The sequence below is a fragment of the Lentzea sp. NPDC054927 genome (assembly GCF_053610285.1).
This window is the reverse complement of the sequence record NZ_JBSGXZ010000001.1, coordinates 577,763-597,347: the sequence shown is the minus strand read 5'-3', so window position 1 is coordinate 597,347 and position 19,585 is coordinate 577,763. Positions and strand designations below refer to the sequence as shown.

The window sequence follows — 19,585 nt, the reverse complement described above, 5'->3', positions numbered from 1 at the left end:
CTTCCGATTACGCCATTGGCTACTCGTTCGCAAGCTTGCTACGCTGAGTGCGTGAAGCGACGTGACTTCGGCCAGTACTGCGGTCTCGCCCGCGCGCTGGAGCTGGTGGGCGAGCGGTGGGCGTTGCTGATCGTGCGCAACCTCGTCATCCGGCCGCGTCGCTACACAGAGCTGCAGACCGGCCTGGCGGGCATCCCGACCAATGTGCTGGCAACCCGGCTCAAGGAGCTGGAACAGGCAGGCATCGTGGAACGCCAGGTGGCCCCGGCCCCGCAACGCGGCGTCGTCTACGCCCTGACCGCGGTCGGCCGCGAACTGGAACCGGCCGTGCTCGCCCTGGCCCGCTGGGGCGCCGCCCAACTCGGCGAGCCACAACCTGGCGACGTGGTCTCACCGGAAGGCATGGTGCTGAACCTGCGCGCCGTCTTCCAGCCGTCCCAGGCCGCCGGGCTGACCGCCTGCTGGGAGATCCACGTCCGCGACGTCGTGGTGCACGCCGTGATCACCTCAGGCGAACTCACCACCGGCCTCGGCCCCGCCCCGGTCACACCCGACCTGACCATCACCGCCCACTTCGCCGACGACGCGCCGACCTCCTACCGGGGGATCATGACCATGGTCAGGGACGGGCTGGTGGATCTGAGCGGCCGCAAGAAGCTGCTCGACACGTTCGTGCGGGTGTTCACCGTGCCACGGGCCGCTTAGCTGTCGCGGTGTCTCCGCTGACCGACTCCACCTTCAGCTTGAGCTCGGGGAACGACGACGGGTTCGGTGCGGCCGGCCAGCACCAGGCCGAGGAGCAGCGTTGCGGTCACTCGGCGGTCGCCTCTCGCGGACATGACCACATCAACGGTGCGGGATGAGCAGCGTTACGTCGTCGACGATCCCTTGGGCGACCCCGAGCTCGACCAGGTCCTGCGGCCGCAGCCGCAACTGGTCCGCGGTCGCCCGCACCTGCGACGGGTCGCGCTTCAGGATCGCCGCCGCCAGCTCGGGCGAGATCACCGCGAGGTAGCTGTCGGGCGTCACCCACATCCGGTCCGGTGCGGCGAACGCCAGTGCGCCACCGGATCCGCCCTCGCCGATCAGCAGCGTCGTCACCGGCACACGTGCGGCGGCGATCGCGGTGAACATGTCCGCGATGGCCGCGCCGATCCCGGACTTCTCCGCCGCCGCGTCGTTGGCGGCACCCGGTGTGTCCACGAGCGTCAGCACCGGGATGCCTAGCCGGTCGGCCAGCCTGACCAGGCGCGCGGCCGTGCGGAAACCCGCTGGCCGGGTGGCCGTGCCGCGTTGGGCCGCATACGCGATGGTCCTGCCGTCACGATGTCCGAACCCGCACAGCACGCCGGGGTCGACGCCGCCCGCGCGGTCTCCGTTGATCGGTTCGTGCCAGTCGAAGTACGCGGCCAGGTACACCTCGGCACGCGGACGGCTCGGCGCACGAGCGCGCAGCACCGCGTCCCACCCGGTCTCCGGAACCGTCTTCGCGCCCAACGCCGTTGGCACCGGGGCGGGTTCGTCCGAGGGTGTGGTGAGCAGCTTCAGCCACCGTTCCAGCCGCTCGCGCAGCTCGTCCGGTGGCACGAGCTGGTCCACCAGACCGGCCGCGAACTGGTGCGTCACCGAGTAACCGGGCGGGCGGACCCGTGATCCGGCGAACCCAACCTGTGCGCCTCGCAGCCCCAGCACGACGTCCGCGCCCGCGCCGAGCGTGGCCCAGCCGCCGCCGGTGGTGGGGTCGCGCAGGACGGCGACGTGCGGCAGGCCTGCCTCGCGGGTCAACGCGATCTGGCGCGCGATGCGCGGGAGCTGCATCAGGGCCGGGGTGCCCTCCTGCATGCGGCTGCCGCCGGTCGCGACCAGGGACACCACCGGCAGGCGCAGTTCGCGGGCGTGCGTGAACGCCTGCTCGATGCGGGCACCGGTGCGGGTTCCCAGGGAACCGCCGAGGAAGCCGAACTCGAACGCCACCACCACGGCCGTGACACCGCCGATCTCCGCGACGCCGCAGACGACGGACTCGCGCTCGCCGGTGCGCTCAGACGCCTGTGCCACCGCGAGGTCGTACCCGTGCCAGCCCAGCGGACCATCCACTGTGGACGACACCGGAACGTCGGGCAGCTCCGCGAACCCCGACGCGACCAGATCGATCACCGCCCTGGCCGGTTCACGTCCGGAGGGCACGCTTCATCACCTTGCCCATGTCGTTGCGCGGCAACGACTCGACGAACCGCACGACCCGCGGCCGCTTGTGCGGGGTGAGCAGCCGGGCGACGTGGTCGACCAGCTCGTCGGCGGGTACCTCACCGGCCCGCACGACCCAGGCGATGATCCGCTCGCCCAGGTCGTCGTCGGGCTCGCCGGTCACCGCCACCTCGGCGACCGCCGGGTGTTCGAGCAGGGCGTTCTCGATCTCGCCCGCGCCGATCTTGTACCCACCGCTCTTGATGATGTCCGTCGCCTTGCGCCCGACGATGCGGTAGTAGCCGTCGGGATCGCGGGTGCCGACGTCGCCGGTGCGGAACCAGCCGTCCGCGAAGGCCTCGGCGGTGGCGTCCGGCCGGTTGAGGTACTCGGTGAACAGGTTCGGCCCGCGCACCTGGATCTCGCCCACGGCACCGGTTTCGTCCAGCACACCGCCGTCGTCGCCGACCAGGCGGACCTCGACCCCTGGCAACGGCACGCCGACCGCGCCGGGCCGGCGTTCGGCGTCCGCGCGCACGCTGGTGTTCATCAGCGTCTCGGTCATGCCGTAGCGCTCGACCACGCGTTGACCGGTGGCCGCGGCGATGCGTTCGTGGTCGCGCACGGGCAACGCCGCGGAGCCCGACACCAGCAGCCGGGCCTTGCCCAGCGCGGCACTGAGGTCCGCGTTCTCGCCGACCTCCTCGGCGATGCGGTGGTACATGGTCGGCACGCCGAACATCATCGTGCCGTCGCCGTCCAACGCTCGCGTGAGCTCGGCCGTCGAGAACTTGCCGAGGTGCCACAGCGTGCCACCGCGGCGCAACGGGCCGAGCACACCGAGGATCAACCCGTGCACGTGGAACAACGGGAGCGCGTGCACCAGGACGTCGTCGGAGGTCCACTGCCACGCCTCGGCCACCGCGTCCAAAGTGGACACGATCGCCCGGCGCGGCAGCACGACGCCCTTCGGGGAACCCGTGGTGCCCGAGGTGTAGACGATCAACGCGGGCGCTTCGCCGCCGGGCTCGGCGAACGGCTCGAAGGCGCCTCCGTCGAGCGTGACGTCCCTGCGTGGGACCGACTGCAGACCGGACGGCAGCTGGGCACCGGGTGCCGCGAGCACGTTCGCTGGAGCGCTGTCGGCCACGATGTGCGCGAGTTCGCGTTCGCCGACCTTCGGGTTGATCGGCACCGCGGGCACCCCGGCGAGCAGCGCGGCGACCACGGCGACGCAGGTCTCGATGGTCGGCGTGGCCCAGATCGCCACCCGCGGCAGCCCGGACAGCTGCTGCGCCAGGGCTCCGGCGCAGGAGGCCAGTTCGGTGTGGGTCAGCACGCGGTCGCCGAAGCGGAGTGCGACGCGATCGGAGGACAAGGGGAACATCGGGCTCACCAGATTCCGGGGACGACGAGGGCGAGCCAGACCAGCGGCGGCGCTGCCGCGACCATGATTCCGCCATAGACCATGAGCTGCTTGAAGAACTTGTCGCGATCGACGTCCTGCGCACCGGCCAGCACCAGCGCGCCGTTGGTGGAGAACGGGCTCACGTCGACGACGGTCGCGGACACCGCGAGGGCCGCGATCAGGCCGACCGAGCTGACGTCACCCTGCAGCAGGAACGGCACGGCCAGCGGGATGAGCGCGCCCATGATGCCGACCGACGAGGCGAACGCGGACACGATCGCGCCGATGTAGCAGATCAGCAGCGCGGCGATCAGGGGAGCGCCGACGCTCGCGACCGAGTCGCCCGCCCACTTGATCGTGCCCATCGTCTGCAGCACGGCGACGTAGGTGAGGATGCCGCAGATCAGCAGCACGGTCGGCCAGGTGATCTGGGTGATCGCCTGCTTGCTCGTCTCCGGCCACACCACGCTGAGCAGCACGGCCACCGTGATCGCGGCGAGGCCGACGTCGAGGTCGAACACCAGCGCGGCCACCACGAGCGCGGCCAGTCCGACGAGGGTGGCGATGCGCGGCGTTGTCAGCGAAACCCGTTCTTCTTCCTCGGGTTCGTTCTCGCTCGAGCCACCGCTGCCGGTGCGGACCAGTGCGGGCGCGTCGAGAGGTTGCCGGGCCAGCTTCATGCCGCCCAGCACCACGAACACCACGACCGCGATCAGCAGGTTCACCACGAGACTGGCCAGGAACAGCACGATCTCGTTGCCCGGCAGGCCTTCCTTGGCCACGATGCCGTTCACGATCGTGCCGTAGATGCTGATGGGGGAGAACCCGCCGGCCTGCGCGCCGTGCACGACCATGACGCCCATCAGGAGTGGGTTGATCTTGTACTTGGCGGCGAACCCCATCGCGATCGGCGCCACGATGGCGACGGCGGCCGGGCTCACCGCACCGATCGCGGTCAGCACGCCGGTGATGGCGAACATGACCCACGGCATCAACGCGATCCGCCCGCCCACCAGCCGGATCGCCGCGTGCACCAGCCAGTCCGTGGTGCCGTTGGCGCGGGCGATGGCGAACAGGAACGTCACGCCGACCAGCACGACGAACAACGAGCCGGGGAAGCCTTTGAAGATGTCGTCGGCCTTCATGTCCGCGACCAGCGTGCCGACCCCGAAGGCCGCGGCGAACGCCAGTGCTCCCATGTTGATCGACCTGGTCGTGGCGATCACGAACACCACGACCAGCACGAGTATCGAGATCAGTTCGGCGGACATCAGGGGCTCCCGTCGTTGGGATTGTCCTTGGTGGCTGGCACAGTGGCCGAGTGGCTCAGCCACTTTCCGCCCACTGTCCACCAGCTGTCAAGAGGTGGCCTAGTGGCTGAGCCACTTGACCGGTTATCCTGGGCAGATGACCGAGGCACTGCGGCCGATGGTGAAGTCCCGCCTGTACGAGCAGGTGCTCGAACGCCTGCGCGCGCACGTCAGCGAGGCGGGGCTGAAGGCGGGCGACAAGCTGCCGCCCGAACGCGACCTCGCCGCGAACCTCGGTGTGAGCCGTGCGTCGGTGAAGCAGGCGATCGTGGTCCTGGAGGTCCAGGGCCTGGTCGAGGCCCGGCACGGCGGCGGCACCTACCTGGTGCGCGACACCCTCGACGTGGAACCGGTCGAGCAGCTCGTCGAGCGCCGCAAGCGCCTCCCCGAGGTGCTGGAGGCCCGCGAGGCCCTCGAGACCAAGCTGGCCGAACTCGCCGCCGAACGCCGCACCGACGCCGAGCTGGAGGACATCCGGCTGGCCCTGGACTTCATGCGCGACGAGATCGCCGAGGGCGAGAACGGCGTGGAAGGGGATCGCCGCTTCCACGCCGCTGTCACGGCGGCCGCGCACAGCTCACTGCTCGCCGACTTCATGAAGGCGATCGCCGGCCAGATCACCGAGAGCCGCACGGAGTCGCTGCGCCAGCCCGGCCGCCCGTCCCGTTCGCTCGCTCAGCACACCGCGATCTACGAGGCCATCGCGGCGGGCGACCAGAAGAAGGCCGCCGCCGCGATGCGCAAGCACGTCCGCACCGTCGCGAAGGTGCGACTGCTCACCTGGGTGCCCGAAGACTGACCACCGCCGGCGTGTTGTGAGCGTTGACGACGTGGCTGGACCCGTCCGCCTTGTGGACGACGAACTTCCAGTCGCGTTTGGACACCTTGGTGGACAGCACGACGATCGTGTCGCCGAACTGCTGGATGCGCGTGCGCCCCTTGTCCTCGTACAGCGTGAACTCGCCACGTGCACCGGCCGTCACGTGCACGGTCAGCGAGCCGGTCGGGTTCCGCACGTCGTTGGTGACGTTGTCGGTGCGCTCGACCAGCATCCCGCCGGCACGCATGAACACCGGCATGGTGTCCAGGCCCGCGCTCACGGTCGCCCAGGTGTTGCCCTGGTAGACCTGCCCGGTGAAGTAGTCGGTCCACTGGCCGGGCGGGAACCACACCCGCGTCGAGCCGGTGTCGCCGGGCGTGGTGATCGGCGCGACCAGCACGTCCGGCCCGAGCAGGAACTGGCTGTCCACAGTGGAGTACGCCTCCGGGCTGGACGGGTACTCCAGGTACGCCGGACGCACGACCGGCACGCCGGTCCGGTTCGCTTGCTCCGCCAACGTGTAGATGTACGGCACCAGGCGTTCCCGCAGGTTCAGGAACTTCGTCGCGGACGCCTGCGCGGCCTGACCGTACTGCCACGGCAGGCGGTCGCCGTGGTTGCTGTGCAGGCGGGTGATCGGCTGGAACGCGCCCAGCTGCACCCACCGCGCGTACAGGTCGTCCGGCAGCTTGGTGGTGTACCGCAGCTGGCCGTTGTCGAGATAGGTCTCGGATCCGCGAATTCCGGTGGTGTCGTTGTGGCCGCCGATGTCGTGGCTGATCGAGGACATCCCGGTCGACACGCCCTCGGCCGAGGTGTAGCCGATGGTCCCCTTCATCGCGCCCCACGTCGACGAGGTGTCGCCGGTGAAGTGCAGCGTGGTGCGCTTCTCCGCCCACGGTCCGGTCTGCAGCGGTCCGGAGCCGCTGTAGCCACCGGCCTGGAGTGAACCGAACCCGCGGGAGAACGCGAACGCGCCCATCTTCGCGTACTGCTCGTTGATCCACGTGTCCGCCGTGACCCCGCGCATCGACGATCCCGAGCCGTCACAACACCAGTCGAGCCACCAGAAGTCGGTGGGCATCTTCTGGTGCAGCTCCACGTACGCGCGCAGCTGGTCCGGGTCGGCCCAGTCGAACACGTAGCAGTCCGCGCAGGATCCCTTGGCCAGCTTGCCCTTCGCGGTCGCCTGCGCCTTCGTGAAGTCCGGGTCGGTGCCCTGGATGCTCGGGTGGATGTTGAGCGTGCTGTGCATGCCCTCGCTGTGCACCCAGTCCAGGAACCCCTGCGGGTCGGGGAACTTCGCCTGGTCCATCTGCCAGCCGTTCCACGTGTTGCGCGCCTTGAAGTCGGTGTCGACCACCAGGACGTCCAGCGGCACACCGTGCTGGCGGAACGCGGGCAGGATCCGGTCGCGGTAGTCCGCGGCCGTCCGGTCGATGTACTCCGAGTACCAGACGCCGTAAGCCCAGCGCGGCAACAACTTCGGCCCGCCGGTCAACGTCGCCAGATCACCCAGCGCGGTCTTGTAGTTCTGGCCGTAGCCGAACACATAACCGTCTTGGTACGGCTGTGCGCCGCGGTCCGGCCGTGGAGTGCCGTTGGTGTAGGCAGAACTCGTGTCGTCCAGCAGGTACCAGCCGTCGCGGTACATCAGCCCCGGGTAGAGGCGGGGGTCCCCGTTGGTGCCGGTGTAGCCGTCCAGCGAACGCCGGTAGCCGCCGAGCGCCAGGTGCTGGGTCGAGTTGTTGATCCCGATGGTGTCGAGGTTGACGTGGCACCCGGTGGCCGGACACGTGACGGTGAGGTCGGAAGTGCCCGCGGGCAACGAGATCTGCGCGGTCGTGGTGGCCCACGTCGCCCAGTTCGCCGTCACCGGCAACGTGACCGCCTGCCCGTTGAGGAAGACCGTGCGCGGCTCGTGCTTGCCGTCGCCCCCAACCCCGTTGGCGTACCGCAGAACCACCGGATAGGTGCCCGCGGCCGGCACTCCGCTCACCGGCTGGCGCAACCGCGTGCCGCCGACCAGCTCGGCGACGAACCCGGTGCCGGCGTACCCGGCGTGTTCGTCGGCGATCTTGGCCGCACCGGTGAGCGCGCCGTTCTCCGCCTCGCAGCTGGTGCCGAACCGGCAGTCGTCCAGAGCCCGATCGCCGGGATAGGCCTGGCCGGCGGTGAGCAGGGCAAGGCTGTCAACGTTGACATTGCCCGAATCGGCGGCCCGCCGGGTCAGCGAGACCCGGTGCTCACCGGCGGACAGGTCGATCTCGGTCTCGGCCTGCCTCCAGTCACCCCAGTCCGTGGTCGCGGGCAACGTGATCTGCCGTGCTGCCTGCCCGTCGACGCTGAGGCCGAGGGTGCGGTTCTCGTGCTTGCCGTCGCCGCCCTGGCCGTTCGCGTACTTCACGACGAGCCGGTGCTTGCCAGCGCTGGCCGCGCGCATGGTGACCGTGACGCTGTTGTTGACGTAGGAGAACCCGGCGACGAAGCCCGCACCGGTGTGACCTGGATGGTCGGCCGCGACGAGCATGCCCTCCCGTTGCTGGTCCTCGGCCTCGCACAGCTGCCCGGTCGCACAGACCACCCGCCGCCACGGGGACGCGGTCGTGCCGGCCGTCCTGAGTTCGAGGTTGTCCGCGCGGAAGGGGCCAGAACCCACGCGGTACCGCAAGGTCATCGCCGAGGTCGTGATGACGAGCCAGCCGTTCTCGACCCGCGAGCTGTAGGCCGTCCGGGGGAAGCTCCGATTTACAACGTTGTAAGTGGCCGCGTTCTCAAACTTGCCGTCCCCGGCGAACTCGCTTCGCACGAGGGTGGGGGAGAGGATCTGGAACCTGGCCTGCCCGGACACGACCGTGTTGGTCGGTTGCGCTGTCGCGGGGGCGGGCAGGATCAGGCTGAGTAGTGCCAGCAGTGGGACGACTGTCGCGCGTTTCCGCATCCGTGCTCCTCGTCTGACGCCGTCGGCTTCCGAGGTGTTCAGGTACGTGAACACCTCTCACCTTGGCCTGACGAAGTGGAGCGATCAAGACGCCGTTCGGCCTACCACGCGATAGGTCACGTGTGTGAAGGAGTTCCCCGCCCGCGACTCGACCTGCTCGAGGTTCAGCTGCCCGACCCCGTCGAACAGCCGCGTGCCGGCGCCGAGCGTGATCGGCACGATCCGCAGCCGCAGCTCGTCGATCAGGCCCGCCGCGAGGTACTGGTTGATGGTGGAAGCCCCGCCGTGGATGGAGATGTTGCCGTCCCCTGCCGCCTCCCGCGCCAGCTTGAACGCGGCCTCGATGCCGTCGGTGACGAAGTGGAACGTGGTGCCGCCGTCCATCGGCTCCGGGTCGCGCGGGTGATGGGTGAGCACGAAAACCGGGCCGTGGTAGGGAGGATTGTCGCCCCACCACCCGTTCCACCGCCGGTCCCAGTCGCCGCGGATCGGGCCGAACATGTTGCGCCCCATGATGAACGCCTTGCTCTGGCTCAGCGTGTCCATCTGCAGCTTGAACTCCGCGGGATCTTCCATCCACGCGTGGAGCTTGCTGCCCCAGCCGTCGCCGCCGTCGTCGCCGAACGGGCGGTCCTCCGTCTGGTCCAGCCCGGCCGCGTAGCCGTCGAGTGAGATCGAGAGGTCGCACGTCACCTTGGTCATGCGGACCAGCATGGAACAGCTGTTGTATGACGTCTAATGCCAACATCAGCGCGGACACATTGATAACGTTGATGTGTGCTGAACCTCGTGCACCTCAAGGTCCTGGCCGCGGTCGCCCGGCACGGCTCGGTGACCGAGGCGGCCAGGCAACTGCACTACTCGCAGCCCTCGGTGAGCCATCACCTGTCGAGGCTGGAATCCGCCACGGGCGTCAAGCTCGTGCAACGGATCGGGCGCGGGATTCGCCTGACGCCGGAAGGACTCCTGCTCGCCAACCGCGCCGCCGAGATCGTGGGCCGCGTGGACGCCGCGAGCAACGAGCTCGCCGCACAGGTCGGCCTGCAGGCGGGCCGGGTCCGGCTGGCCGCCAACGCGTCCACGTTGAGCACGATCGTGCCTCGCGCCGCCGTTGCGCTGGCAGAGAAGCACCCTGGGCTCGAGCTGAGCCTGTTCGAGCAGCACCCGGTCGAGGCGCTGCAGATGCTGCGGCACGGCGAAATCGAGGTCGCCCTGGTCTTCCGGCACGCCGGCGACCCGGTGGAGGAGGGCTTCCGGTTCGTCCACATCGGGGACGACTCGATCAACCTGGTCAGCCGCCAACCGGACGACAGCCTCGCGAACCACCGCGACTCCGCGTGGATCGGCGGGTGTGAACGCTGCCAGGAGGAGCTGGACACCGTGTGCCGCCGCGAGGGCTTCACCCCACGCGTCGTCTCGCACAGCGACGAGATCGTCGTCGTGCAGGCGCTCGTGGCGGCCGGCGCGGGTGTGGCGCTGCTGCCTGGGTTTGCACTGCAGGCTCACCGCCGGCCCGACATCCACGCCACGGACACCGGATTCCGCCGCGAGGTGCACATCGCGACCTACGGCGAGCCGCCCGACCCGCCCGGGGTGGCCGCGGTGATGGCCGCGCTCGCCGCTTCCGTTCAGTGATCTCGGCGAACTGTGTCAGCCTGATGCACATGACGGAGGAGCCGACTCAGTCCACCAACGACATGTCCGGTGAGGTGCACGGCGACCTGGTGCAGGCGGGCGTCATCAACGGCGACGTCCACCTCCACTCGGCACCGCCGCCGCCGACGACCGGCGACGGGGTGACGGACCTGGTCAACGCCCTGTTGAAGGTGCCTTCCATCCGTGACGAGCCGGGCCGCCGCACGGTGTTGTCGCGGCTGCGTCCGGAGATCGGCGATGCCGTGCCACACCACCAGCGCACCCGCCTGCACGTGTTCGAACTGGTGCGAACGTGCCAGGACTACGAGGGCGGCCTGGACGACCTTCTCCGCGTTCTGCGGGAACTGGAAGGCGATTCGATTCCCGTCCGCCATTCGGCTGATGCGGTGCGGCGACTGGCGGAGGAACGTCCCGAATCTGGGTAACGTACGTCGTTCTCGAAGCGTTGCGAGTGACGTCCGTCGATCACTGTCATACTTCGACCACCGACCTCGAACGGGAGGCCGCACATGCCATGGGCGGAGCAGCGCGCCGATAGCGGTGCTTTATGGCCCCTGGTAGAAGGCTTGCGGCGGATTGGCAGCCTGAAGCACCGCGATGGACGCAACCTCGTCGTGCGGATGATGTGCGACGAACTCGGTGACCTGCCGTTCGAAGAACACGACAACGCCACCGGTCATCTGTACAGCATGGCCGAGGTCTGCCGGCAACATCCGGACGGATTGACGACTCTTGTGGTGGTGCTGGAGCGGATTGAACAGGGCTCCAAGCAGGTGGTCGCGCTACGGGACGTAGTGCACGCGATGACCGCCCCCAGGCTGTGGTCGCAGCAGGAAAGCGCCCAACTCTTCCGGCTTCTGGACGGAGCCGTGTTGCCGGACGTCGCCGAGATCTACCACGCCGTCGTGGGTCTCACGGCTCCGAGCTTGTCTGGCCATGCGGGTTACGTCGATGTTCTGCGCGCCCTGGAAACCCTGAATGCCGATCCGAGTGGAATTCCCAAACCGCTCGTGTTCGTCGAACACCTCGCAGTAAAGGTGCGACCGGAACTGGCAGCCGAACTGCGGCTGTGGTCCGATCGGCAGGCCATGCACATGGGACTGTACGCCGAACTCGTCGCCGTGCGCCGCGAGGCAGCGGAGGCACCCGGCAGGACGTTGCCGCCGCCCAGGTCGGATGCCTACCTGATCCTGCAGGTCCAGCGCGAGGGCGTGGCGGGCGAGAAGTACCGGCTGTCGCACTGGCGGCAGTTCGGCCAGTCCACCGAGTGGTCGCCGGTGCGCGGCGAGGACGTCGTCGGCGACCTCAAGTCGGTGAAGGTACGTGTCGCGGAACTGGTGGAGGAGGTCGAAGCGGGATGGGCGCGATTTCGGCCCAACATCCGCATCGAGTTCGTGCTGCCGAGCGAAATCATCAACCTCGACGTGGATCAGTGGCCGTGGGAGACGGACTCGCTGATTCCGGAGCCCATGGGTTGTCGTTACCCGGTCGTTGTGCGCAGCCTGGAGAGAATGGCCACGCTGAAGTGGTACCGGTGGTGGCACGACCGGTGGGACGAATTGCTGTCCCAGCTCAGCGACACCGGTGCGGTGCAGCGGGAATCCGCGTGGTGGAGCAGGCCCGCCACCGAGGACGGGTTGCGGAAGCTCACCTCGGCATTCGCCCGCACGCCGAAGCTGGTGTCATTGGTGTTGAGTGCCCCACCATCTGCGGAGATGGTCGGACGCGATGAAGTCGCGGCGGGTTTGCGTGCGGGTGTTCCGCTCATTCTCTGGCATCGCGAGAGATGCGATTCCGTGGAGTTCGTGGCTGTTGCCGAAAGCCTTCTGCACGGTGCCGACGATCCGCACGATCTGCTTGAACGAGTTCGCCTGGCGCGGGTGACGGCGTTCGAACAGGGCGCGGTTCCCGGCCATGTCGGCGAGAAACTGACCATTCTGCTGGACGATCCGGTGAGAGTCGTGGTGCCACCCTTTCCGGCGCCACCGGAAAGGGTGTCGGTGGCGTGAACGCGAATACCGGGTGGCAGGTCTACCAGGGGACCGGCGAGGTGGCGACCTCACCGATGCCCAACGTTCCGGAACCTCCGCCGTGGCGCAAGTTCACAGGCCACGGCGAGGTCTTCCGGCCGAACGACGACGGCGGCGAGGGAGACCGGCGCGTCGGTGCGTTGCGGGCCATCAGGCGAAAGCCGCACCCCCGCGAGGTGTCGATGGTGAACGCGGCGATCTACCTGCGCCGCCCTCTTCTGGTGACCGGGAATCCTGGCACCGGAAAGTCGTCGCTCGCCTACCTCGTGTCGAGGGAGCTGGGCCTGGGCCCGGTGCTGCGGTGGCCGGTCACCAGCCGTACCGCGCTGAAGGACGGTCTTTACCTCTACGACGCCATCGGGCGGGTGCAGGCGGCGGCGGACCGCTCTCCGCGCGTGCACGACGACTCCGATCTCGGCGACTACATCCACCTCGGCGCGCTCGGCACCGCGCTGCTGCCGTACACCCTCCCGCGGGTGCTGCTGATCGACGAGCTCGACAAGGGCGACATCGACCTGCCCAACGACCTGCTCAACGTCTTCGAGGAGGGCGAGTACGACATCCCGGAGCTCGTCCGGTTCGCCGCCAGACAGTCCGAGATGCGCGTGCTGACGGCCGACCGAGGTGGTTCCGCCGTGGTGCGTGAGGGCGTCGTGCGCTGCCGCGAGTTCCCGATCGTCATCATCACCAGCAACGGCGAGCGCGAGTTCCCGCCGGCGTTCCTGCGCCGCTGCCTGAAGCTGCACGTCGACGCGCCGGACTTCGACCAGCTGGGCAACATGGTGGCGGCGCACTTCGGCGAGGCGGACGGCGTCGACCTGGCACGGCTGATCACGGACTTCTTGGAGCGCAGCGGACAGCTCGGCGGTCTGGCGTCCGACCAGCTGCTCAACGCCGTGCACCTCGCGACCCAGCTCGCGACTTCCGGGGCGTACCAGCCGGACGCCGACTGGAACGACCTGCTGACGGCGATCTGGCATCCTCTGTCGGCGGAACTTGAATGAGCGAGCGCCGCCCGGACGCCCTGCATCGGGCCGAAGACCCGGCTGCCCGTGCATCCGCTGTGCTCGGGGAGTTCGCCGGAGTGCGGCGTTCGGACGACGGCATCAGTACCTCCGACCTGACCTGTCACGAACTGCGCGATGTCCTGTGGCTCAGTGGAAAGATCCGGCCGCGGGAGGACGGACGGGAGGTAGCCGAGCCGGTCGCCCCGCCGTTGCTGAACGAGGCATCTGCGGACGCCGAGGAAGCCGAGACCACGAAGAGCGGCACAGAGCCCGCGAACGAGCCGCTCGCGGAACCGGAGCCGGATCCGCTGAGCCGCACCGAGTTCGACCCGTTCGTCGTGCGGACCGATGCCGTCCCGCTGGCCTGGCCCACCCTCCCCGCACTGCCCGAGGCGCGAGGGATAGCACGTGCCCTGCGGCCGTTCATGCGCACGACGGCGTCCCCGTGGCGCACCGTCCTCGACGAGGAGAGCACGGCCATCCGCGCCGCACAGGACAAGCTGTGGCTGCCGGAGTGGCAACCCGCGCCGTGGCGCCGGTTCGACGTCGCGCTCGTCACCGACAGCGGGCCCTCGATGGACATCTGGCGCCGGACGGGGCGTGAGTTTCTGGGACTGCTGCGGCGCCAGGGCGCCTTCCGCGACGTGCGGCACTACCAGCTCGACTGCTCCAAGTCCTCGCCTGACGACCTGCTGCTGGAGGTCTGCGCGACGGGCAAAGCATGGCACTGGTCGCACCTCATCGAGCCCACCGGTCGGCGGGTGGTGCTGGTGCTCACCGACGCGATCGGCGCGGCGTGGCACAACGGTGCCGCGGCAGGACTTCTGGCGCGCTGGGGCCGGGCGATGCCGGTGGCCGTCGTCCAGGTGCTCGAACACCGGCTGTGGCACTGGAGCGCGCTCACCACCCGTCGCGTGCGGATGTCGGCGAGGAGATCCGGTGCGACGAACAGGCATCTGAAGGTCAAAGCCGTTCATCCCGACGCGGACATCGCTCCGGAGGAGCTGAAGAACGCCGTGCCCGTTCCTGTGCTGGGCCTGTCCGCGGACTGGATGGCCGGTTGGGCGAAACTGCTCACGTCCGACGACGGCGGCTGGGTCGAAACGACGGCGACCCTGCTCTCCACATCCGGCGACGACAACCCACCGGCTCCGCCGAACGGGCGCCCAGGACCTCTGACATCCCGCGACCGTGTTCTGCGCTTCCGCACGAACGCGTCGGTAGAGGCGTTCTCGCTCGCCGGGCTGCTCGCCGCGACACCGTTGTCCTTGCCGCTGATGACGCTCGTGCAGCGACAGCTGTTGCCGGGATCCAGCCTGTCCACTCTCGCCGAGGTGATGCTCGGCGGACTGCTCAAACAGGTCGTGCCCGCAGATCGTCTCGCGGCGCCTGCGGCGGGCGTCCCCCAGATCCCTTACGACTTCCACGACGGCGTGCGCGACGAGCTGCTCGGGACCGTGAAGCGGGCGGACACCGTCAGGGTCGCCATGGTGCTGGGCGAACACGCGGGTGACACGCACCCGAGTCTGCGGGACTTCCGCGCCGCCCTCTCCGCACCGGAGGAGGTACCCGATCCAGAACCGACGGAGGAGAACCGGCCTTACCTGCGGGTGCAGGAAGCTGTTCTCCGCGCGCTCTCCGGCCCTTACGCGCGGCGCGCCCGCCGACTCACGAACGCTCGAATCGAACTGGAATCGGCCTCCTCCCGATCACTGCGGACCATGGCGGCGGCAGCGGCATCAGAACCAGCCGCACATGCCGACCGCACGACTGGAGAAGGTGACGTGATCCCGCTGACGGTCTCGGTGGCCCAGCGCCGCGAGACGACCGGCCAGCCGTCCATCTGGGGCCAGGTCCCACTGCGGAACCCCAACTTCGTCGGCCGACGGGAGGTGCTGGAAGTGCTGCGCCAGCGGTTGCTCGAGCCGGGTACTACGGCTGTCCTGCCGGAGGCGCTGCACGGCATGGGCGGCGTCGGGAAGTCCCAGACCGTCATCGAGTACATCTACCAGCACGCCAGCGAGTACGACGTCGTCTGGTGGATCCCGTCCGAGCACCCTTCGCAGACCAGGGCCAGCTTCGTGGAACTAGCCAGGAGACTGGGTCTGTCCGCCGGGTCGGCCGACACCGCGGTTCCCGCTGTGCTGGAAGCGTTGCGCACCGGGACGCCCTTCTCCAACTGGATCCTAGTCTTCGACAACGCCGACCAACCCGAATCCGTGCGGCCGTTCTTCCCCGCGGGCAACGGGCACATTGTCGTCACGTCGCGCAACCCCGATTGGGCGAGCGTCGCACGGCAGGTCGAGGTGGACCTGTTCACCCGTGCGGAGAGCATCGAGCTGTTGCAACGCCGGGACCCGACGATCTCTGACACCGACGCAGGCCAGCTCGCGGAAGCGCTCGGCGACCTGCCGCTCGCGGTCGAGCAGGCCGCCGCCTGGCGCTCGCAGACCGGGATGCCGGTCTCCGAGTATCTGGACCTGTTCGACCAGCACCGCATGGAGCTGCTGGAGGCCAGCTCCCCGAGCGACTACGAGATCCCGGTCGCGGCCGCGTGGAACGTCCCGCTTGCCCGACTGCGGCACGCCCATCCGGCAGCGCTGCAGCTGCTCCAGGTCTGCGCGTTCTTCGGCCCGGAGCCGATCTCGCGTCGCTGGTTCAGCGGTGTGCGCAACGCTCCGGTGCCCGACGCGCTGGCGGAGGCGTTCCGGGACCCGATCAAGCTCAACCGGGCGGTGCGGGAGATCAACCGGTACAGCCTCGCCAAGATCGACCATCGGAACAACACCCTGCAGTTGCACCGGTTGGTGCAGGCGGTGCTGAAAAGCCGGTTAGAGGCCGCCGAGCAGGACGACCTGCGGCACGCGGTGCACGTGTTGCTGGCCTACGGCGATCCCGACGACCCCGAGGTCTCGACGAACTGGTCGAGATACTCCGAACTGCTACCACACGCGGCGGCGTCGCGAGCGGTGGAGTGCGAAGACCGCTGGGTGCGGGCGCTGTCGATCAACCTGGTCCGCTACCTGCTCGCGAGCGGTGACTATGGCGGCGCGCTGGACTTCTCCGAGTACGCGGTGCAGGTGTGGCAGCAGAACCTCGGCGAGAGCAGTCTCGACACGGTCGAGGTGACCCGTCTGTACGCGATCGCGCTACGCAGGCTCGGCAAGATCGATGAAGCCATGCGGCTCAACGAGCGGAACCTCGAAGTCCTGCGCGAGGCGGTCGGCGAGGACCACGAGAACGTGCTGAGCATGCTGGACACCGTGGCTGCGGACCGGCGTACGCAGGGAAAGTTCGCGGAGGAACTCGCACTGCAGCAAACCGTCTACGACAGGTCGCGGGAGATTCTGGGCCCGGACGACCCCGCCACGCTGCGGTACGCGAACAACCTCGCGAGCTGCTACCGGCTGATGGGCGATTTCTTCAAGGCTAAGGCCCTCGACACAGAGACGCTGCAGCGCAGGACCGTCGTACTGGGTGACGACCACCTGTTGACCTATCGTTCGATGAACGCGCTCGCCATGGATCTCCGCGAGTGCGGTGACCATCAAGCCGCCGGCCGTATGCAGCAGACGACGTTGCCTCGTCAGCAGGAGCTTTTCGGTGCGGATCACCCGTACACGATCGGCGCGGCCCGGAACCTCGCGGTGACGTTGCGCAAGCTCGGCGAGCACGCCAGCGCATTGGAGCTGTCCAGGGAGTGCGTCGCGAAGTATCGTCGACGGCACGGCAACCTGCACATCGACACGGTGACCTCGTTGTCGAGCCTGTCCGTCGATCTCCGGCACGTGGGTGACCTGGACGGGGCGCTGGAAGCGGCCTCGACCGGCTACGACCTGTTCCAGGAGATTCGCGGGCCCGGCCACCCGTACACGCTGATCGCGGCGGTGAACCTGGCTTCGGTGCTCCGGCTGCGGCGCCAGGTGGAGCGAGCGCGCGAACTCGACGAGCTAGCGGTGTACGGACTTCGCGGGACGTTCAGCAGGGATCATCCGTTCGCCCTGGTGGCGGCCACTAACCTCGCAAGTGACCTCGCCGGGCTGGGTGACCACGTCGGATCAAGGCTGCTCGACGAGGAACTGGTGGAGCGGTCGGCGAGCGTGCTCGGCGAGGAGCACCCGTCGACCCTGGCCATCGCGCTGAACCTGTCGCTCGATCTTCGACAGGCTCGGACGGCTGTCGAGGCTGATGCCCTTCACACTCGGACCATGGCGAGTTTCCGCAGGGTTCTAGGCGAGGACCACCCCGCGACGGTCCTGGCAGGGCAGCACGCCAGGGCCGTCTGCGACACCGACACCATGGAGCTGTGAGCTCAGGTCAGGGTCAGCCAGGCCGCGAGGTCACCGGGTGCAGGGGCGGTGCCAGTGCGTGCGCACACCTGCAGGTGCACGGCCTGGACCGTTTCCGGTTGCGCGAGAAGAACCTCGGCGCCTGTCGCCAGGCCGAGACCGACCCACGCGTCGCGGTCCCGCGGGTCCAGCTGGACGCGGCTCTCGTAAGCGAGCGCGGCAGCTTCATGGTCGCCGCGAGCGAACAGTGCGTGCGCGGACCCGTCGTCGTCGACCGAATCGGGGTCCAGGGCTCGCTGTTTGACCAGCGCCGTGCGTGGCGACTCCGCCGCCTGCTGATCCGGCACCACCTCGCTGCGCGCGGCGTGAGGGCACGGGCGGCCTGCCGTCCAGGCGTCCGCGATCTCCGCGACGTCCGCGGGGTTCGGGTGAACGTGGTGGATTCGCCAGGTCGTGCGGTGGTCGGCCAGCAGCGTGGTGATCGCATCGGTGAGATCGGCAGGCACGTCGGCGGGATCGAGCATCGCGAGCCTGGCGGAGGACGCCGCCAGGAACCGCTTGCCGAGGTCGGTGAGTTCGTCAGTGTCCCCGATTGCGTCGATCGCCTGACGCACTTGGCGATGGCGGTACGCGAAGGTGAAATGACCTCGCCGGGACTGCGCTGGTGGCAGGAGTTCACGCTGCACGTGCCAGAACTCGACCACGCTGGTGAAGGCGTAGATCCCGTGCAGAAGTCCGCCCAGCGGCCGCGGATCGTCCCGCCAGGGCGCGTAGAACCAGGCGTTGTCGGCCTGATGCAGGGGGAGGAGGTCCATCAGCGCGTTGAGCTTCGAGTGCTGAAGCTCGTGCACGATCGCTTCCGCGAGGTCGACCGCGGACTTCTTGGGGGACAGGGCGACGCCACCGAACGCGTTGGTCGACGATGCGGCGAACACGGGCGTCCTGGCGTCCAGCGGGATCAGGGTGGTCAGTCCGGCCGCGAGTTCGGACGCGTAGCCGCCGTGCCAGCGCGCCAGGAGGTCCCAGGCCTGGTCGAGTTGCCCGCACCAGGTGCCGAAGGTGGCCTCGTCGAGCGGGTTCGGAGCCACCGGTGACAGGAACTCCCGGTGCCTGTCTACATCGTCGAACCCGACGTCCAGCGACAGGCCGGCCGCCTCCGTGCGGTGGCGCTTCGCGGTGGCGAACGAGGCACTGGAACCGACCGCGACCTCACCCGCGTGGAACCGCAGTTCGACCCGATCACCAGCGGAACCGTCCAGCTTCCACCGTCCGACCGTCGGCAGGGTGACGGCACCGTCCACCACGGGCACCGAGATGGCACCGGAAAGTCCACTTCGGACAGCAGCGGCGGCTGCGACGGCGTGCAGCGCACCGACTTCCGCCGGCTCGGGGGGCGTAGCGCAGACGGCCTGCAGGGTGCGTGCCAGCCAGATTCCCACGGCGGGGTGCATCAGCAGATCCTCAACCTCTGCGGGCGCCGCGCTCTCGGCGTCGGCGAGTATCGACCACGCCAGTTCGGCGTCGTCCGCCCAGGAAATCCTGTCCTGGATCGATTCGAGCAGCGTTCTGAGCCTCAGCAGGCGAATTCCGTACTGGCCCCGTCGCAGCAGCGCCATACTCTCGGCGTCGACAGGGCCTGCGCAGATTCGGTTGAAGACGTGCTCCGGTACGCGGAGCCTGCGGAGTTCACGCCTGTTTCCCACCGTCACGCCCGTTGTTCTTGGACGCCGTCTCCCGATTCAGCGTGCTGGGCCTGCTCGGCGGTCCGGCGGATCGCGGCGTTCAGCTCCCGCTCGTGCAGGGACCGCAGCTCGGACAGCGAGAACGGGGTGAGGTCGAGCTGGTTCGACAGCAGATCCGGCCCGCGGTTCACCAACGAGATCGCCTCCGCGGGCTCGACCACGTCCTCGGCGACCCGGCGGTGAGCGGCAAGGGAC

The 19,585-nt window shown here is 68.9% G+C and carries 14 protein-coding genes; 7 read left to right on the top strand and 7 right to left on the bottom strand.

What is annotated here, in order from left to right; all coding sequences use genetic code 11:
* Window positions 1-51: 51 nt before the first annotated feature.
* Entirely contained in the window at window positions 52-705 is a 654-nt protein-coding gene (locus ACWGE0_RS02785) for a winged helix-turn-helix transcriptional regulator (protein ID WP_452259158.1), read from the top strand.
* Window positions 706-846: 141 nt separating this feature from the next.
* On the opposite strand, the gene ACWGE0_RS02780 is transcribed toward ACWGE0_RS02785, so the two are convergent.
* From ACWGE0_RS02780 to ACWGE0_RS02770, 3 genes are read right to left on the bottom strand one after another with little or no spacing between them, the layout of a single operon-like run.
* Entirely contained in the window at window positions 847-2,187 is a 1,341-nt protein-coding gene (locus ACWGE0_RS02780; protein WP_452259157.1) for a carboxyl transferase domain-containing protein, read from the bottom strand.
* The gene (locus ACWGE0_RS02775) at window positions 2,171-3,574 is read right to left on the bottom strand and encodes an acyl-CoA synthetase (RefSeq protein ID WP_452259156.1); all 1,404 of its coding nucleotides are present in this window, start codon (window positions 3,572-3,574) and stop codon (window positions 2,171-2,173) included. The genes ACWGE0_RS02780 and ACWGE0_RS02775 overlap by 17 nt, the downstream gene beginning before the upstream one ends.
* A 5-nt stretch (window positions 3,575-3,579) precedes the next feature.
* Complete coding sequence (locus ACWGE0_RS02770) at window positions 3,580-4,866, bottom strand: SLC13 family permease (protein ID WP_452259155.1); 1,287 nt, start codon at window positions 4,864-4,866, stop codon at window positions 3,580-3,582.
* Window positions 4,867-5,002: 136 nt separating this feature from the next.
* Between ACWGE0_RS02770 and ACWGE0_RS02765 the strand changes: the two genes are divergently transcribed.
* Entirely contained in the window at window positions 5,003-5,704 is a 702-nt protein-coding gene (locus ACWGE0_RS02765; RefSeq protein WP_452259154.1) for a FadR/GntR family transcriptional regulator, read from the top strand.
* On the opposite strand, the gene ACWGE0_RS02760 is transcribed toward ACWGE0_RS02765, so the two are convergent.
* Together ACWGE0_RS02760 and ACWGE0_RS02755 are read right to left on the bottom strand one after the other, a co-directional pair.
* Window positions 5,682-8,666, bottom strand: coding sequence for a TIM-barrel domain-containing protein (locus tag ACWGE0_RS02760; RefSeq protein WP_452259153.1), 2,985 nt, complete (start codon window positions 8,664-8,666; stop codon window positions 5,682-5,684). The two genes, ACWGE0_RS02765 and ACWGE0_RS02760, sit on opposite strands and share 23 nt — an antisense overlap.
* Window positions 8,667-8,750: 84 nt before the next feature.
* On the bottom strand, window positions 8,751-9,368 hold the full coding sequence (locus ACWGE0_RS02755; protein WP_452259152.1) for a dihydrofolate reductase family protein: 618 nt from the start codon (window positions 9,366-9,368) through the stop codon (window positions 8,751-8,753).
* Window positions 9,369-9,443: 75 nt separating this feature from the next.
* Between ACWGE0_RS02755 and ACWGE0_RS02750 the strand changes: the two genes are divergently transcribed.
* The 5 genes from ACWGE0_RS02750 to fxsT all read left to right on the top strand — a co-directional run bounded on the left by ACWGE0_RS02750 (window position 9,444) and on the right by fxsT (window position 17,669).
* Window positions 9,444-10,301: a LysR family transcriptional regulator gene (locus ACWGE0_RS02750; protein ID WP_452259151.1), complete on the top strand. Its 858-nt coding sequence runs from the start codon at window positions 9,444-9,446 to the stop codon at window positions 10,299-10,301.
* A gap of 29 nt (window positions 10,302-10,330) precedes the next feature.
* Complete coding sequence (locus ACWGE0_RS02745; RefSeq protein WP_452259150.1) at window positions 10,331-10,747, top strand: effector-associated domain 2-containing protein; 417 nt, start codon at window positions 10,331-10,333, stop codon at window positions 10,745-10,747.
* Between the two features lie 84 nt (window positions 10,748-10,831).
* Window positions 10,832-12,331 (top strand): VMAP-C domain-containing protein, encoded by a 1,500-nt coding sequence (locus ACWGE0_RS02740; protein ID WP_452259149.1) that lies wholly within the window; start codon window positions 10,832-10,834, stop codon window positions 12,329-12,331.
* Window positions 12,328-13,356 carry an AAA family ATPase gene (locus ACWGE0_RS02735; RefSeq protein WP_452259148.1) on the top strand — a complete coding sequence of 343 codons (1,029 nt, stop codon included), beginning with the start codon at window positions 12,328-12,330 and terminating at the stop codon, window positions 13,354-13,356. The genes ACWGE0_RS02740 and ACWGE0_RS02735 overlap by 4 nt, the downstream gene beginning before the upstream one ends.
* A complete protein-coding gene (gene fxsT, locus ACWGE0_RS02730) occupies window positions 13,353-17,669 on the top strand; it encodes an FxSxx-COOH system tetratricopeptide repeat protein (protein WP_452259147.1) in 4,317 nt (1,438 codons plus the stop codon). The genes ACWGE0_RS02735 and fxsT overlap by 4 nt, the downstream gene beginning before the upstream one ends.
* A gap of 2 nt (window positions 17,670-17,671) precedes the next feature.
* Here the strand turns inward: fxsT and ACWGE0_RS02725 are convergent, their stop codons facing one another.
* On the bottom strand, window positions 17,672-19,264 hold the full coding sequence (locus tag ACWGE0_RS02725) for an aKG-HExxH-type peptide beta-hydroxylase (RefSeq protein WP_452259146.1): 1,593 nt from the start codon (window positions 19,262-19,264) through the stop codon (window positions 17,672-17,674).
* An 89-nt stretch (window positions 19,265-19,353) separates the two neighbouring features.
* The gene (locus ACWGE0_RS02720; protein WP_452259145.1) at window positions 19,354-19,551 is read right to left on the bottom strand and encodes a hypothetical protein; all 198 of its coding nucleotides are present in this window, start codon (window positions 19,549-19,551) and stop codon (window positions 19,354-19,356) included.
* Between the last annotated feature and the right edge of the window lie 34 nt (window positions 19,552-19,585).